Raw genomic sequence first — 14071 nt, 5'->3', positions numbered from 1 at the left:
CCACGTTAAGGAGCCGGAACCCCCGAGGCACTGGGGACAGCCCCCCTGTTCGGGCTGGGCTGCACCCCCGCCGGGAGCACCCCGAGCGACTCCAGCACCCTGCGGTGCCCCCGCTCCACTCCGGTGATGCGCACCTCGATGCCCCGGCCCCGCAGATCTCCGACCGCGTCCTTCAGCGCCAGCGCGCCCGTCGCGTCGACCGCCGTCAGGCCCGACATCCGCAGGTCGACCGCCGCCACCCCGTGCACATCGGCCAGGCTGCGCCGGAAACGGTGGGCCGCGGCGAACAGCAGCGGCCCGTCGAAGCGGTACGTCACCGTCGCCGCCCCCGGTGCCTCGTCGGCCGCGGCGGGGGTGAGCCCGCTGCCCCGTACCGCCGCGCGCAGCGCCAGCAGCACGGACACGGCGAGGCCCAGCAGCACGGCCCGCACCAGGTCGAGGGCGAGCGTCGCGCACGCGGTGAGCGCCAGCACCAGGGCGTCCCCGCGCGTGGCGCGCGCCATCGCTCGTACGGCGCCCGTCTCCACCATCCGCACAGCGGTGGCGAGAAGCACCCCCGCCAGCGCGGCCAGCGGAATCCGCGCCACCAGCGGGGCCGCCGCCGCCACGATTCCGGCGAGGATCACCGCGTGTGTGAGCGCGGCCAGGCGGGAGGCCGCGCCGGTACGGACGTTCACCGCCGTACGCGCGATCGCGCCCGTCGCCGGTACGCCGCCGAACAGCGGGGCCGCGAGGTTGGCGATGCCCTGGCCGAAGAGTTCCTTGCCGGGGTCGTGGCGCTCTCCCGGGCGCATGCCGTCCGCCACCGAGGCGGAGAGCAGGGACTCCAGGGCGGCGAGGGCCGCGACCGCGGCGGCGGGTGCGAGGAGGGAGGGCACGCGAGAGACGTCGAAGAAGGCGAGGGAGGGGGCGGGGAGGGAGGCGGGCAGGCTGCCGATCCGGGTCACGTGCAGGCCGAGCCCCTCCGCGACGAGCGTCGCGGCGGCCACGGCGACGAGGGAGAAGGGCACCCCGGGCTTCCAGCGGGCGCCGGCCAGCATCACCGCCGCCGCCCCCAGCGACAGCGCGAGCGCCGCCCACTGCGGGCCCCGCCCGAACTCCTCGGCCGCCCGCGCCGCCACCTCCGCGACCTGGTCACCGCCCGGCACGGGCACCCCCAGCGCCGACGGCACCTGCTGCAACGCGATCACACAGGCGATCCCCACCGTGAACCCGGCGATCACGGGTGCGGGCACATACGCCATCGCTGCCCCCGCCCGCGCGAAGGCGAGCGCCAGCAGCATCACCCCGGCGATCAGCCCGACGGACAGCACCCCGTCGGCGCCGTACTCGTGCACGATCGGCACGAGGACGACGGTCATGGCGCCCGTGGGCCCGCTCACCTGTCTCGCCGATCCGCCGAACAACGCGGCGAGGGCCCCCGCGACGATCGCGGTGGCCAGTCCGGACGCGGCCCCGAGCCCGGACGTGACCCCGAACCCGAGGGCCAGGGGGAGGGCGACCACGGCAACCGTGAGCCCACAGAGCAGGTCGCGCCGTGGGGCGCGGCTCATGGAGAGGAGATCGGCGGAGGAGGGCAGGACGGAGAGGGCCCGGGTGAGGGCAGGGGAGTGCTTCATGGGGGGTGTGTGACTTCTTCGCGTGAGTGAGTACCGCTCGGGGTTGACCCGCGGTGGGCAGGTGTTCCGCAGGGGGAGGGGAACAGGTGGGCACAGCCGACAGCGCCGGGTGCCGTTGCAACGGGGGATCAGGGGAGCGACGTGACCTGTCCCGAGTCGAGGTCGAAGCGGGCGGCAACCACCGTTGCGGAGCCGAACGCAGGATCCGCCCGGAGCACATCGCGGACCCACGACGTATGGGCCCTGACCGTGTGTTCCGCCCAGTCGCCCGGCAGTCCCCGGGTCCGCCGCGCCGCAGGCGTGATCTCGTCCACCAGCAGCCGAAGATGCCCCGGCACGGGCGTCCCGTCGCGGAGATGCGACAGCGTCGCCGCCACCGCCCCGCACCGCTCATGCCCAAGGACCAGCACCAACGGAATGTGCAGAACCTCGACCCCGTACTGGATGGACCCGAGCACCGCCTCGTCCAGCACCTGGCCGGCGGTTCTTATGCAGAGCAGGTCCCCGAGCCCCTGGTCGAAGACCAGCTCGGGCGGCACACGGGAGTCGACGCAGCCGACGACCACCGCGAACGGGTGCTGCTCGGCGGCGAGGACATGCCGCCGGTCGCGCCCCTCGTGCGGATGGCGGGAGTGGCCCGCGGCGTAGCGCCGGTTGCCCGCGAGGAGTTCGGCGAGGGCATCGCGGCCGGTGGACGGATGGGGGTGCGGCGCGGCAGCCGAGGCTGCCGGAGCCGTACCGAGCGCGGCGGTGGTCGCCGCCAGAAAGGCCCTGCGGTTCGAGGGCATGACGCTCCCTCAGGAGTTGTGCTTGTAGCGCTCACTCACCGTACGCATCAAACACATCACCCCAAGTGTCGGTTTAACGACACTTGGTTGATTCGTCGTCAGATCATCGCTGCCGCGATACCGCTTCTTGATCGTGAACCGACGCGTAGGCCGTCTGCGCCGGGACGTGCGCCGTATTGCGCCGTGCGACCAGCCAATACAGCAGCGCGGGGACGACGAGACCCACGATCCAGGAGATGTCCGCACCGCCCAGCGGGTCCACGAACGGGCCCGTGTAGAAGCTCGTCGCGAGGAACGGCAGCTGGGCGAGCAGACCCGCCGCGTACACCCCGAGCGCGTCCCAGCGCCACGCTCCGTAGCGGCCGTTCGGGTCCGACAGGGCCGGGATGTCGTACCGCTCCTTGGAGATCAGGTAGTAGTCGACCAGGTTGATCGCCGACCACGGGGTGAAGAAGGTCAGCAGGAAGAGCAGGAAATCCTTGAAGGAGGACAGGAAGCTGTCCTTGCCGAGCAGGGCGACCGCCGTGCCCGCCACCATGATCAGGGCGATGTACGCGGCCCGGCCGCGCTGCGAGAGCACCTTCTGGCCCCGGAAGCCGCTGACGCTCGTCACCATCGACATGAAGCCGCCGTAGGTGTTGAGCACATTGATGGTCAGCTTGCCGAGCGCGATCACGAAGTAGAAGAAGGACGCCACGAGCCCGGTGCCGCCGAGCGCGACGACGTAACCGACCTGGCTCGCCAGGAACTTGTCGCCCGCCGTGGCCGCCACCAGGACGCCGAAGGTCATGGACCACTGGGAGCCGAGCGCCGAGCCCGACAGGGTCCACCAGAAGGTGGCGCGTCCGGACGTCGTACGGGGCAGATAGCGCGAGTAGTCGGCGACGTACGGTCCGAAGGCCAGCTGCCAGGAAGCCGACAGGGACATCGCCAGCAGGAACATGGGGAGGTCGAAGTGCGCGTCGTGCAGGAGCGCGGACAGGTCCACGCGGTCCAGCAGTTGTATCCCCAGGTACAGGAAAGCGAGGGCGCAGATCACGCTCGCCACCCGGCCCAGCGCGTGGATGACCCGGTAGCCCACGGCCGCCATCACCGCCGTGACGACGGCGAAGACGACGATGCCGGTCGTGTCGTCGGTGTGCGTCAGCTCGCCGACCGCCTGCCCGGCCAGCACACTGCCGCTCGCAAAGAAGCCGACGTACATCAGGACGACGAGGAGTAGCGGCACCACCGCGCCGCGCACCCCGAACTGCGCCCGGGACTGGATCATTTGGGGCAGGCCCAGCTTGGGGCCCTGCGCCGAGTGCAGGGCCATGACCGCGCCGCCGAGCAGGTTGCCGATCAGCAGCCCGACGATCGACCAGACCACGTCTCCGCCGAAGACCACCGCGAGCGCGCCGGTGACGACGGCGGTGATCTGGAGGTTGGCGCCCAGCCACAGGGTGAACTGGGAGAACGCCGTGCCGTGCCGCTCCTCGTCCGGGACCACGTCGATGGAGCGCAGCTCCACGAGACCCCCCGCCATTACTTGGCCAGCCCGTGCTGCTTGGCGTACGTGTTCGCGACGTCCTCCGGGTCCTTCTTGTCCTTGTCCACCTGGCGGTTGAGCTCGGTGAGCTGGGCCGTGGTCAGGATGTTGCCGAGCTCGGCGAGCGCCTTGCGGACCGTGGAGTCGGCCTTGCGGTCGGCGATGAGGGGCACGATGTGCTGGCCGGGGATGAGGTTCTTGGGGTCGGTCAGCACCACCCAGTGGTTGGCCTGGATGTCGGTGTCGGTGGTGAAGAGGTTCGCCACGTCGACGTCGCCCTTCTTCAGGGCGCCCTTGACCAGCGGACCGGAGGAGTCGAGGGACTTGAACTCCTTGAACTCCACCCCGTACACGTCCTTCAGGCCGACCGCGCCGACCTCGCGCTTCTTCACCTCGGGCGCGGCACCGATGACGAGCTTGCCGTTCTGCTTGGCGAGGTCGGCGAGGGAGACCAGGCCGTACTTCTTCGCGGTCTCCTGGGTGACCACGAAGGCGTCCGAGTCCTCGGCCATCCCGTAGGGGAGGATCTGCAGGCCCGCCGGGAGCGCGACGGCGAGGGCGTTCTGCATCGCGCCCTCCTCGGTGGCCTTCGACTTCGGGTCGAGGTAGTGCAGCAGGGCGCCCTGGTACTCGGGCAGCAGGTCGATGTCGCCGCCCTTGAGCGCGGGGATGAGGATCTCGCGTGTGCCGAGGTTGGGGCGGACCTTCGTCTTGACGCCCGCGGCCTCCAGGACGGCGGCGTAGAGGTAGCCGAGCACCTGGTTCTCGGTGAAGTTGGCGGTGCCGATGGTGACGCCGTCCTTGCTGGAGCCGCCGCCGCTCGCGGCGGAGCCCCCGCCGTCGAGGGAGGTGACGCCGCTGCCGCAGGCGGAGAGGACGGGGACGGAGACGGCTGCTCCGGCGAGCGCGCCGAGGAGAGTACGTCGGTTCATGGGAGGTGCTCCTAGGCCGGGCGGATGGGGGTCCCCCCGCTCGAGCGAAGTCGAGAGTGGGGGAGGAAGAGGATGCGCTGGAGCGCGGACAGGGCGAGGTCGAGGACGACGGCGACCACGGCTACGAGCACCGCGCCGCCGAGCACCTGCACCAGGTCGCGCTGGGCGAGGCCGTCGAAGACGTAGCGGCCCAGGCCGCCGAAGGAGACGTACGCGGCGATCGTGGCCGTCGCGACCACCTGGATCAGCGCGAGGCGCAGGCCGGTCATGATCAGGGGGAGGGCGAGGGGGAGTTCGACCTGGAAGAGGACCTGGTGCCAGCGCATGCCCTGGCCGCGTGCCGCGTCCTTCACGTCCGGGTCGACGGCGGTCATGCCCGCGTAGGTGTTCGTCACGATCGAGGGGACCGCGAGGGCGACCAGCGCGATGTACACCGGCCACATCGACAGGCCGCTCGCCAGGAAGACGAGGACGACCAGGCCGACGGTCGGCAGCGCGCGGCCGAAGGACGCGAGGTTGATCGCGAGGAACGCGCCCTTGCCGGTGTGGCCGATCAGCAGGCCCAGCGGGAGCGCGATCGCCGCCGCGACGAGCGTCGCGAGGAGTGAGTACTGGAGGTGCTCGGCGAGGCGGTGGGCGATGCCGTCCGTGCCGGACCACTGGTCGCCGCTGACCAGCCACTTGCCGAGGTTCTTGAAGAGTTCGAACATCAGGCTCGCCGCCTCGTCCACGGGGTGAGTACGTACTGCACGGCGACCAGCAGCGCGTCCGCGACCAGCGCCAGCAGGATCGTCAGGACGACGCCGACGATGACCGGCGTCGGGAAGTTGCGCTGGAAGCCGTCGGTGAAGAGCTGGCCGAGTCCGCCGTCGCCGATGTACGTGGCGACGGAGACCAGCGAGATCGACATGACCGTCGCGATCCGGACGCCCGCCATGATCACCGGGAGGGCGAGCGGGAGTTCGACGGTGAGCAGGGTGCGCAGGGGGCGGGTGCCCATGGCCTTCGCGGCCTCTTTGGTCTTCGCCGGCACCGAGTCGAGGCCCTCGACCGTGTTCCTGAGCAGGACCACGAGCGTGTAGATCGTCAGGCCGATGACCGTCGTGGTGCGGGTGAGGCCGCTGACCGGCAGCAGCAGGACGAAGATCGCGATCGACGGGATCGTGAACAGCACGTTCGAGAGGCCGAGGAGGAAGCCGCGCAGGGGGCGGATCCGGTGCGCGATCACGGCCAGCGGGAGGGAGATCAGCAGACCGAAGAAGACGGCGGAGAGCGCGGCTTCCAGGTGCGAGACGGTGAGGGTGGTGAGGTCGTCGGTGTGGTCGCCTATCCACGACCAGTCGATGGTCATACGGCGACACTCGCCTCGGTGTGGGCCCGGCCCGCGTGCTCGTGGATGTCGTCGCGGGACGACACACCCGTGAGGACGCCGTTCGCGTCGACGCGGGCTATGAGCCCGGTGGGGGAGGCGATCGACTCGTTGAGCGCGGCGAGGAGGGAGTCGGTGTCCTTGAGGGGACGCACGGGGAGATCGGTCTCCTTGGACCGCCAGCTCTGCGGCTTGCGCGCCTCGTCGAGTACGAGGGTCCAGGTGCCGCCTTGCGGCGCCGGGCCCTGCGGCACGTCCGCGAGCGTCGTCAGCGACAGCAGCTTCAGGCCGCGCTCGGCGCCGAGGAAGTCGGCGACGAAGTCGTCCGCCGGGCGGGCGAGCAGTTCGGCGGGCTCGGCGCACTGCACGAGATGACCGCCCGTGCGGAAGACCGCGATCTGGTCGCCGAGCCGGACCGCCTCGTCGATGTCGTGCGTGACGAAGACGATGGTCTTGCTCAACTCCTTCTGGAGGCGCAGGAGTTCGTCCTGGAGCTGGGTGCGCACGACTGGGTCGACCGCGCCGAAGGGCTCGTCCATGAGGAGGACGGGCGGGTCGGCGGCGAGGGCGCGGGCCACGCCGACGCGCTGCTGCTGACCGCCGGAGAGCTGGTGCGGGTAGCGCTTGCCGGCGTCGGCGGCGAGGCCGACGGTCTCGAGCAGCTCGGCCGCCCTCGCCCTGGCCTTCTTGCGGCCCCAGCCGAGGAGCAGCGGCACGGTGGCGATGTTGTCGAGCACCGTGCGGTGCGGGAAGAGCCCCGACTGCTGGATGACGTAGCCGATGGAACGGCGCAGCTCGGCGGCGTCCTGTTCCAGGACGTCCTTGCCGCCGACCCGGATGATGCCGGAGGTCGGATCGACCATCCGGTTGATCATCCTGAGGGTGGTCGTCTTACCGCAACCGGAAGATCCGACGAGGACGGTCACGCCGCCTTCCGGCATTTCCAGGGAGAGGTCGTGGACGGCTGTCGTGCCGTTCGGGAAGCGCTTGTGGACCGTGTCGAACTGGATCATGAGGTGTCCCTTGCCCGGTCTGCATATCGTCATGCAGAGTTCTCTGTACCTGAATAGCTTGTCAACGGTTCGGTGTTAATCGCCGGTTACTTATGACCGCCAGGCAAGATCGAATGTCCGGATCGAGGGGAGTTTGGACGCTATGTCGTCTCGGATTGTGGACACAGCGAATGCGGTGACACCCCCGGCGTCGGTCGGTCTCGTGGTCCTGGACGGACGCGGCACAGGGGTCGAGGACGTCGTACGGCTCGCCGACGGGACCGCGCGGCCGGTCCCCGGCACCGAGGCCATGAAACGCGTCGAGGAGTCCTGGGACGCGGCCCGGCAGATCGCCGCGACCGGCCGGGTGTACGGCCGCTCCACCGGCGTCGGCGCCAACCGGAACGAGGACGTGCCGACCGAGGCCGCCGCCGAGCACGGCCTGCGCCTGCTGCGCAGCCACGCCGGCGCCATCGGCGAGGAGCTCCCCGCCCGCCAGGTCCGCGCGATGCTCGCCGTCCGCGCCAACCAGCTGCTGGCGGGCGGCGCGGGCCTGCGCCCCACCGTCGTCACGGCCCTCTGTGAGGCGCTGGAGACCGGCGCGTACCCCGTCGTGAACGAGTTCGGCTCGGTGGGGACCGGCGACATCGCGGCGCTGGCGCAGGTGGGGCTCGCGCTGGTGGGTGAGCATCCCTGGCGGGGGCCGGACGCCTCCCCGGCGCGGGGCGGGCAGTCCGAGTCGCCACCCCTGGGTCAGGGCGCGCTCCCTGGGCCCGGGGACGTGCAGCCCGAGTCGCACCCGCTGGCTCAGGGCCTACCCCCTGAGCCCCAGCCCCTCGACAACAACGACGCCCTCGCCCTCATCAGCAGCAACGCGCTCACCCTCGGGCAGGCCGCGCTGGCGCTGCACGAACTGCGCGGGCTGATCGCGGCCACGCAGGTCGTCGCCGCACTGTCGCTGCTGGCCGTCGACGGGTCGCACGAGGCGTACGCGGCACCCGTGCACGCCGCCCGGCCGCACAAGGGGTCGGCCGAAGTGGCGCGGCGGATGCGGGAGTTGATCGGCGCGGCGGACCGGCCCACCCCGCCGCTCGGGCGGATCCAGGACCCGTACGGCTTCCGCTGCGTCCCGCAGATCCACGGCCCCGCGCACGACGCGGCGGACGCGCTCGAGGAGGTCCTCGCGGTCGAGATCAACGCCGCCGCCGAGAACCCCCTCATCTGCCCCGAGGACATGGCCGCTTACCACCACGGCGGCTTCTACCAGGCCCAACTCGCCCTGGCCCTCGACCACTTCAGGCTGGCCGTCACCCAGGTGGCGCGCCTGTCGACCTCCCGCCTGTCGACGCTGAACGAGCCCGGCTACACCCGCCTGCGCCCCTTCCTCGCCGACCACGAGCCCGCGTCCTCCGGCGTGATGATCCTGGAATACGCCGCCGGAGCCGCCCTCGGTGACCTGCGGGCCTTCTCCGCGCCCGCCTCGCTCGGCCACGCTGTACTCTCCCGGGGCGTCGAGGAGCAGGCGAGCTTCGCCTCGCTCGCCGCGCGTCAGACACTGCGGGCGTGCGGTGCGTACCGTCTCGTCGTCGGCTGCGAGCTGGTCGCCGCCGTACGGGCGTTGCGCCAGCGCGACCTGCGGCCCGGCCCGGAGCTCGGGGTGGGCCGGGCGCTGGAGCTCGCCGAGTCGGTGCTCGACACGGACCAGACCGACCGGCCGCTCACGGACGACGTGACGGCGGCGGCCGCACTGCTCGACCGGTTCACGGACATCTGGAGGGGGAGCGCGTCATGAGCGTGGACAGGAACATGGGTGTGACGGACAGTCCCGCCGCACGGCTGCAGGCACTCTTCGAGGGGCACCGGCTGACGCCGACCCAGCGGCGCATCGCGCACAGCATGGTGCGGCGCGCCGCCGACGTGCCCTTCCTGTCGAGCGTCGAGCTCGCGGAGCTCGCCGGGGTCAGCCAGCCGTCCGTCACCCGCTTCGCCGTCGCGCTCGGCTTCGACGGCTACCCGGCACTGCGCAAGCAGCTGCGCGAGGTCGCGCCCGCCGAACCGGCCGTGGACACCGCCTCGTACAACGAGTACCAGCAGGCCGTCGAGGCCGAGATCGAGAACCTCAAGCATCTCGCGGAGGTGCTGGCGGACCCGCGCCCCGTCGCGAAGGCGGGCCGCCTCCTCGCCGCCTCCCGCCCCCTCCCGGTCCTCGGCCTGCGGGCCGCCGCCTCCCAGGCGTACGGCTTCGCGTACTTCGCCGCCAAGGTCCACCCCGACGTACGGCTGCTGCACGAGGGCGGCACGATGCTCCACGACCGCATCGACGCGGCCGTCCGGGCCGGCGCCACCGCCCTGCTGTGCTTCGCGCTGCCCCGGCATCCGCGCGAGGTCGTCGACTCGCTGGGGTACGCGAAGGAGGCCGGGCTGACCGTCGTCACGGTCGCGGACTCCGCCTTCGCGCCGGTGGCGAAGGTGTCGGACCTGCTGCTCCCCGCCGCCGTCGGTACCGGCCTCGCCTTCGACACGGCCTGCGCCCCGATGCTGCTGGGCCGCGTCCTGCTGGAAGCCATGTGCGACGACCTGCCGGACGCACAGGCGCGGCTTGAGGAGTTCGACGCGCGGGCCGCCGCCCGGGGCCTGTTCGTGGAGTGACCCGAGCGGGCGGCCGCGCTTCTCAGACTCGTCTCACCTTCCCTCGCTAGCGTGCGCGCCCGAAGACGCTGAAAACGCTGGACGGGAGGCGGAACGTGGCGCGCGGAGGGCAAGGGCTGGCTCGGGTGGCCGTCGTGGTGAGGGCCGGGGCGGCACCGATGTGGTGGTTCGGGGTGTTCGCGGCCGGGATCGGGGTGCTGGTGCCGGGGCTGACCGGGCGCCGGATCGGGGTCATGGCCGGGGCCGTGCTGTTCATCGTCACGGCCGCCGTGGTGGCGTACTGGCACAGGAAGCGGTACGCCGCCCTGGTCCGCGCCGCCGCCCGCGCCGGCAAGCACGACGTCCTCCAGGACCGCGCCGTGACCGTACGCAACTGGCGCCGGGGCCACCGCTGGTGGCTCGTCCTCGCCTCCGTGGCCGCGCTGGGCAGCTCGTTCGCGATGCCCGCCGCGGGCGGCATGATGCTCGCCGGTGCGGGCGTCGGCCTGTGGCTGAAGGCCGGCTGGCTCGGGCGCCGCGAACGCGCCGAGCAGGCGCTGATCTGGGTGCGCGTCGACTGGCTCGGCCGGCGCGCGGGCGCCCCGGCGGGCAAGCCGGTCAAGGCCTGCCGGGCCACCGGCGTCTCGGCGGGCGACGCCGCGCCTGGCGGAGCGCGGCGCCGCTGACGGAATCGAGGCGGACCTGCTACCGGGATTCATTCGCTTCACCCGGCCTTCAGGCCGGGTGAAGCGAATCTGATGGTTGCGACGCGGAGCGTCGCGGATTCCTGCCCGGCGGAGCCGGACGCCGCGTGTTCACCACGCGTGACACGGAGCGTCGCGAGAGCCAATCCCGGCGGAGCCGGGGCAGTGCTCACACCGGCCAGTTCTGCTGCTCGACGTACTGCCTGACCACGGAGAGTGGGGAGCCGCCAACGGTGCCGAAGTAGTAGGACCCGGACCAGTTCTTGTTGGCGCGCCAGTAGTGGCGTACCAGGTCGGGGAACTCCTGGCGCAGACGGCGGGAGGAGACACCCTTGAGGGAGTTGACGAGCTTGGTGACGGCGACCTTGGGCGGGAAGTTCGCCAGCAGGTGGACGTGGTTGTCGTCGCCGTTGAACTACACGAGCTCGCATTCGAAGTCCGCGCACACACCGACCGCATGCTCTCCTCCATACGCGCCAGATGAGCATCGGTGAACACTTTGTGCCGGAACTTGGTCACGAAGACCAAGTGAACATGCATCACGAAAAAACAGTGCCTGCCAGTTCTGATCTTCTGCTTCTCGCCCCTAGCCTAATTACGTAGCGTGGCTGGCATGCAGCTGAGGTACAGCTTTCGCCTGTACCCGGACGCCGGTCAGCAAACCGCGCTGGCGAGGGCGTTCGGGTGTGCCCGGGTCGTGTTCAACGACGCCGTGCGTGCCCGTGAGGACGCCCGTACAGCGGGCGAGGCCTTCCCCCCGGCCGGTGAGCTGTCCAGGAAGCTGATCACTGAGGCGAAGCAGACCGAAGCCCGATCCTGGCTTGGTGAGGTCTCCTCCGTGGTGCTCCAGCAGTCCCTGCGAGACGTGGAGGCCGCCTACCGAAACTTCTTCGCCTCCCTCAAGGGCACCCGCAAGGGACCAAAGACCGGCTCGCCGCGCTTCAAGTCCCGCAAGGATCAGCGCCAGTCGATCCGCTTCACCGCCAACGCACGCTGGTCGATCACCGAAAACGGCAGGCTGAACCTTCCCAAGATCGGTGCGGTGAAGGTGAAGTGGTCACGCACCCTGCCCGCACAACCGTCCTCGGCCACCGTCATCAAGGACGCGGCCGGGCGGTACTTTGCCTCCTTCGTCATCGACACCGACCCGGCCGCCGACGCCGCCGGCATGCCCGACACCGGCCAGATGGTCGGCATCGACCTGGGGCTTTCACACTTTGCGGTCCTCTCGGACGGTACGAAGATCGACTCCCCGCGGTTCCTGCGCCGGGCGGAGAAGAAACTCAGGAAGTCCCAGCGGGAGCTGTCCCGCAAGCAGAAGGGCAGCAAGAACCGGGAGAAGGCCCGCCGGAAGGTCGCCCGCGCGCATGCGCAGGTGGCCGACGCCCGCCGTGAGTTCCACCACCAACTCTCCACCCAGCTGATCCGCGAGAACCAAGCGATCGGTGTGGAGGACCTGGCGGTCAACGGGCTGGCGCGCACAAGGCTGGCGAAGAGTGTGCATGATGCGGGCTGGGCGCAGTTCGTGCACATGCTGGAGTACAAAGCGGTCAGGTACGGGCGGACCCTGGTGAAGATCGGCAGGTTCGAGCCGACCAGCCAGGTCTGCTCGGGGTGCGGGGCCAGGGATGGTCCCAAGCCCCTGTACATCCGAACCTGGACCTGTGTCGCCTGCGGTGCGGAACATGACCGCGACCACAACGCCGCGAAGAACGTGAAAACGGCCGCCGGACTGGCGGTTGCAGTCTGTGGAGCGCAGGTCAGACCAGGACTCGTCCTGGCACAGCGCGACGAAGCAGGAAGCCACGGATTCCCGTCCGAACCCCGTGCCGCGTAGCGGCGTAGCAACGGACGAGAAGGCCAGAATCCTCCGGCTTCAGCCTGAGGAGCAAGTCAAACCTCCAGGTCCGCCTCCTCGCGTGTGTGTTCGGGCATTTTCCTGTGGAACATGCCCGCGGTGGCTAAGTTGGGTCAACTGACCGTATTTTCCCGCCTGTTGGAGCCGTCCCGAAGGCCTTCCCGCGGGCGCGAAGGCCTTCCCCGCGGCACACCCTGGCGCCGCGAACGCCCCCCGGTCGGTGGTGGACTAAATCCCCGTCAGTGCCGACGGCTGTGCCCCGCCCGACTCCGCGACGATCTCGTCGAGGGTCTGCGGCTCCCGTACGACCGCGAAGCGCACCCCGCCCTCCCCGTCCGGCGCGAAGCCGTAAATGCCCGGTCGGGTGAGGGAGTTGTACGCGTAGTGGTGGGCGAAGTAGTACGCGCCCGTGTCCAGCGCCGCCGCGTAGTCGCCCTGTTCGAGCAGGGGCAGCGTGCGCCCCTCGGCGAGCAGGTCGCCCGCGAAGCAGGCGGGGCCCGCGATGTCCTGGACGACGTCCGGTCCCGCCTTGGGGCGGCCCTTCGCGTCGTACGCGGCGATCCGCAGCGGCCAGGACGCGGGCGCGTACACCGTGCGCGCGGCCACCTGCACCCCGGCGTGCGTGACCGCGACCGCCCGGCCCCCGGCGGACTTCGTGTACTCGACCCGGGCGAGCACCGTCCCGTGCTTGGCGAGCAGCGACCGCCCGAACTCGGTGACGAGCCCGTACCGCCCGTCGAAGAGTCCGGGCACGGCCTCGGCGAGCAGCCGCGCGTACTGCGCGTACGTGGGCGTCGTGGCGTCGGAGCCGAAGTTGACCGGCAATCCGCCGCCGATGTCGAGCGTGTCGATCTGCTGCCGCCCGAGCTGCCGGTTGATCTCCTCGGCGAGCGCGTACGTCTCCGCCACGCCCTGGGCCATGAGGGAGAGCGGCATGCCCTGCGACCCGGAGTGCGCGTGCAGCCGGGTCAGCCACGGGCGGTCGGCGTACGCCCCGACGATCCACTCCCGCGCGCCCTCGTCCCGCAGCGCGACCCCGAACTTGGAGGTCGCCGTGGCGGTGGACAGCGCCTCGATGGAACCCCCGCCGACCTGCGGGTTCACCCGGATGCCGATCGGGGAGCGGGTGTCCGCGGCCCGGACGAGGCCGTCGATGCGGTCCAGCTCCTGCGGGTTGTCCGCGTTGACCGCGATGCCCAGCGCCAGCGCCTCGCGCAGCTCGGCGGGTGTCTTGGCGGGGGAGTCGAGGACGGTGTGGGCGGGCGGCACCCCGGCCGCCCGGGCGAGCGCCAGCTCTCCGGGGCTCGCCACCTCGGCGCCGATGCCCTGCTCGTGCAGCAGCCGCAGTACGGGCACGAGCGGGGTCGCCTTCACCGCGAAGGCGTGCAGGACGGGGGTGCCAGGAGCGGTCACCGCGTCGAAGGCGGACCGCAGGGCGGCTGCCGAGGCCCGGATGCCGGGGACGTCGAGGAGCGCGACGATGGGGGTCGCCGGTCCGAGAAGGCCCTGCTCCACGGCGGCCCGGACGGCTTCGTCGCGCCTCGGGACGCGGTCGGCGCCCGCCTCTCCCGAGCTGTCTGAAGACACCACAGCCCCGCCCGCCCCGTCGCCCACTGGATCCCCCGTCGTGTCCCTGTCTGCACCCATACATCC

12 protein-coding genes and 1 pseudogene are annotated in these 14071 nt (G+C 71.2%); 4 read left to right on the top strand and 9 right to left on the bottom strand.

Annotated elements, in window-relative coordinates:
• Positions 1-5 precede the first annotated feature (5 nt).
• The 7 genes from ACZ4WS_RS22465 to ACZ4WS_RS22435 form a co-directional block, all read right to left on the bottom strand.
• Positions 6-1619 carry a SulP family inorganic anion transporter gene (locus tag ACZ4WS_RS22465; RefSeq protein ID WP_467982900.1) on the bottom strand — a complete coding sequence of 538 codons (1614 nt, stop codon included), beginning with the start codon at positions 1617-1619 and terminating at the stop codon, positions 6-8.
• A gap of 128 nt (positions 1620-1747) precedes the next feature.
• Positions 1748-2407, bottom strand: coding sequence for a carbonic anhydrase (locus ACZ4WS_RS22460; RefSeq protein WP_467982899.1), 660 nt, complete (start codon positions 2405-2407; stop codon positions 1748-1750).
• A 103-nt stretch (positions 2408-2510) separates the two neighbouring features.
• Positions 2511-3932 carry a purine-cytosine permease family protein gene (locus ACZ4WS_RS22455; protein WP_467982897.1) on the bottom strand — a complete coding sequence of 474 codons (1422 nt, stop codon included), beginning with the start codon at positions 3930-3932 and terminating at the stop codon, positions 2511-2513.
• Entirely contained in the window at positions 3932-4867 is a 936-nt protein-coding gene (locus ACZ4WS_RS22450; RefSeq protein WP_467982895.1) for an ABC transporter substrate-binding protein, read from the bottom strand. Before ACZ4WS_RS22450 ends, ACZ4WS_RS22455 begins: the two co-directional genes overlap by 1 nt.
• Positions 4868-4878: 11 nt before the next feature.
• On the bottom strand, positions 4879-5577 hold the full coding sequence (locus ACZ4WS_RS22445; RefSeq protein ID WP_467983184.1) for an ABC transporter permease: 699 nt from the start codon (positions 5575-5577) through the stop codon (positions 4879-4881).
• Positions 5577-6218 (bottom strand): ABC transporter permease, encoded by a 642-nt coding sequence (locus ACZ4WS_RS22440; RefSeq protein ID WP_467982894.1) that lies wholly within the window; start codon positions 6216-6218, stop codon positions 5577-5579. The genes ACZ4WS_RS22445 and ACZ4WS_RS22440 overlap by 1 nt, the downstream gene beginning before the upstream one ends.
• Positions 6215-7249 (bottom strand): ABC transporter ATP-binding protein, encoded by a 1035-nt coding sequence (locus ACZ4WS_RS22435; protein WP_467982892.1) that lies wholly within the window; start codon positions 7247-7249, stop codon positions 6215-6217. Before ACZ4WS_RS22435 ends, ACZ4WS_RS22440 begins: the two co-directional genes overlap by 4 nt.
• A gap of 142 nt (positions 7250-7391) precedes the next feature.
• Between ACZ4WS_RS22435 and ACZ4WS_RS22430 the strand changes: the two genes are divergently transcribed.
• The 3 genes from ACZ4WS_RS22430 (at position 7392) to ACZ4WS_RS22420 (ending at position 10542) form a co-directional block, all read left to right on the top strand.
• Entirely contained in the window at positions 7392-9020 is a 1629-nt protein-coding gene (locus tag ACZ4WS_RS22430) for an aromatic amino acid ammonia-lyase (protein ID WP_467982891.1), read from the top strand.
• A complete protein-coding gene (locus ACZ4WS_RS22425; protein ID WP_467982889.1) occupies positions 9017-9877 on the top strand; it encodes a MurR/RpiR family transcriptional regulator in 861 nt (286 codons plus the stop codon). Before ACZ4WS_RS22430 ends, ACZ4WS_RS22425 begins: the two co-directional genes overlap by 4 nt.
• Positions 9878-9972: 95 nt before the next feature.
• Positions 9973-10542, top strand: coding sequence for a hypothetical protein (locus ACZ4WS_RS22420; protein ID WP_467982887.1), 570 nt, complete (start codon positions 9973-9975; stop codon positions 10540-10542).
• 187 nt (positions 10543-10729) lie between these two features.
• Here the strand turns inward: ACZ4WS_RS22420 and tnpA are convergent.
• A pseudogene (gene tnpA / locus ACZ4WS_RS22415) lies at positions 10730-11100 on the bottom strand (IS200/IS605 family transposase).
• Between the two features lie 73 nt (positions 11101-11173).
• Here tnpA and ACZ4WS_RS22410 point away from each other — a divergent pair.
• On the top strand, positions 11174-12397 hold the full coding sequence (locus tag ACZ4WS_RS22410; RefSeq protein WP_467982885.1) for an RNA-guided endonuclease InsQ/TnpB family protein: 1224 nt from the start codon (positions 11174-11176) through the stop codon (positions 12395-12397).
• 249 nt (positions 12398-12646) lie between these two features.
• Here ACZ4WS_RS22410 and ACZ4WS_RS22405 read toward each other — a convergent pair whose 3' ends face one another.
• Positions 12647-14065: a type III PLP-dependent enzyme domain-containing protein gene (locus tag ACZ4WS_RS22405; RefSeq protein WP_467982882.1), complete on the bottom strand. Its 1419-nt coding sequence runs from the start codon at positions 14063-14065 to the stop codon at positions 12647-12649.
• Positions 14066-14071: the final 6 nt, after the last annotated feature.

The sequence above is a fragment of the Streptomyces sp. NPDC029292 genome, from assembly GCF_055569295.1.
The sequence above is the reverse complement of the archived record's forward strand: the minus strand, read 5'-3'. Positions and strand labels throughout refer to the sequence as shown.

Bases quoted from the DNA above. Each gene is read 5' to 3' on its own strand.
- ACZ4WS_RS22465 (WP_467982900.1), bottom strand. From the start codon at position 1,619: ATGAAGCACTCCCCTGCCCTCACCCGGGCCCTCTCCGTCCTGCCCTCC.
- ACZ4WS_RS22460 (WP_467982899.1), bottom strand. From the start codon at position 2,407: ATGCCCTCGAACCGCAGGGCCTTTCTGGCGGCGACCACCGCCGCGCTC.
- ACZ4WS_RS22455 (WP_467982897.1), bottom strand. From the start codon at position 3,932: ATGGCGGGGGGTCTCGTGGAGCTGCGCTCCATCGACGTGGTCCCGGAC.
- ACZ4WS_RS22450 (WP_467982895.1), bottom strand. From the start codon at position 4,867: ATGAACCGACGTACTCTCCTCGGCGCGCTCGCCGGAGCAGCCGTCTCC.
- ACZ4WS_RS22445 (WP_467983184.1), bottom strand. From the start codon at position 5,577: ATGTTCGAACTCTTCAAGAACCTCGGCAAGTGGCTGGTCAGCGGCGAC.
- ACZ4WS_RS22440 (WP_467982894.1), bottom strand. From the start codon at position 6,218: ATGACCATCGACTGGTCGTGGATAGGCGACCACACCGACGACCTCACC.
- ACZ4WS_RS22435 (WP_467982892.1), bottom strand. From the start codon at position 7,249: ATGATCCAGTTCGACACGGTCCACAAGCGCTTCCCGAACGGCACGACA.
- ACZ4WS_RS22430 (WP_467982891.1), top strand. From the start codon at position 7,392: ATGTCGTCTCGGATTGTGGACACAGCGAATGCGGTGACACCCCCGGCG.
- ACZ4WS_RS22425 (WP_467982889.1), top strand. From the start codon at position 9,017: ATGAGCGTGGACAGGAACATGGGTGTGACGGACAGTCCCGCCGCACGG.
- ACZ4WS_RS22410 (WP_467982885.1), top strand. From the start codon at position 11,174: ATGCAGCTGAGGTACAGCTTTCGCCTGTACCCGGACGCCGGTCAGCAA.
- ACZ4WS_RS22405 (WP_467982882.1), bottom strand. From the start codon at position 14,065: ATGGGTGCAGACAGGGACACGACGGGGGATCCAGTGGGCGACGGGGCG.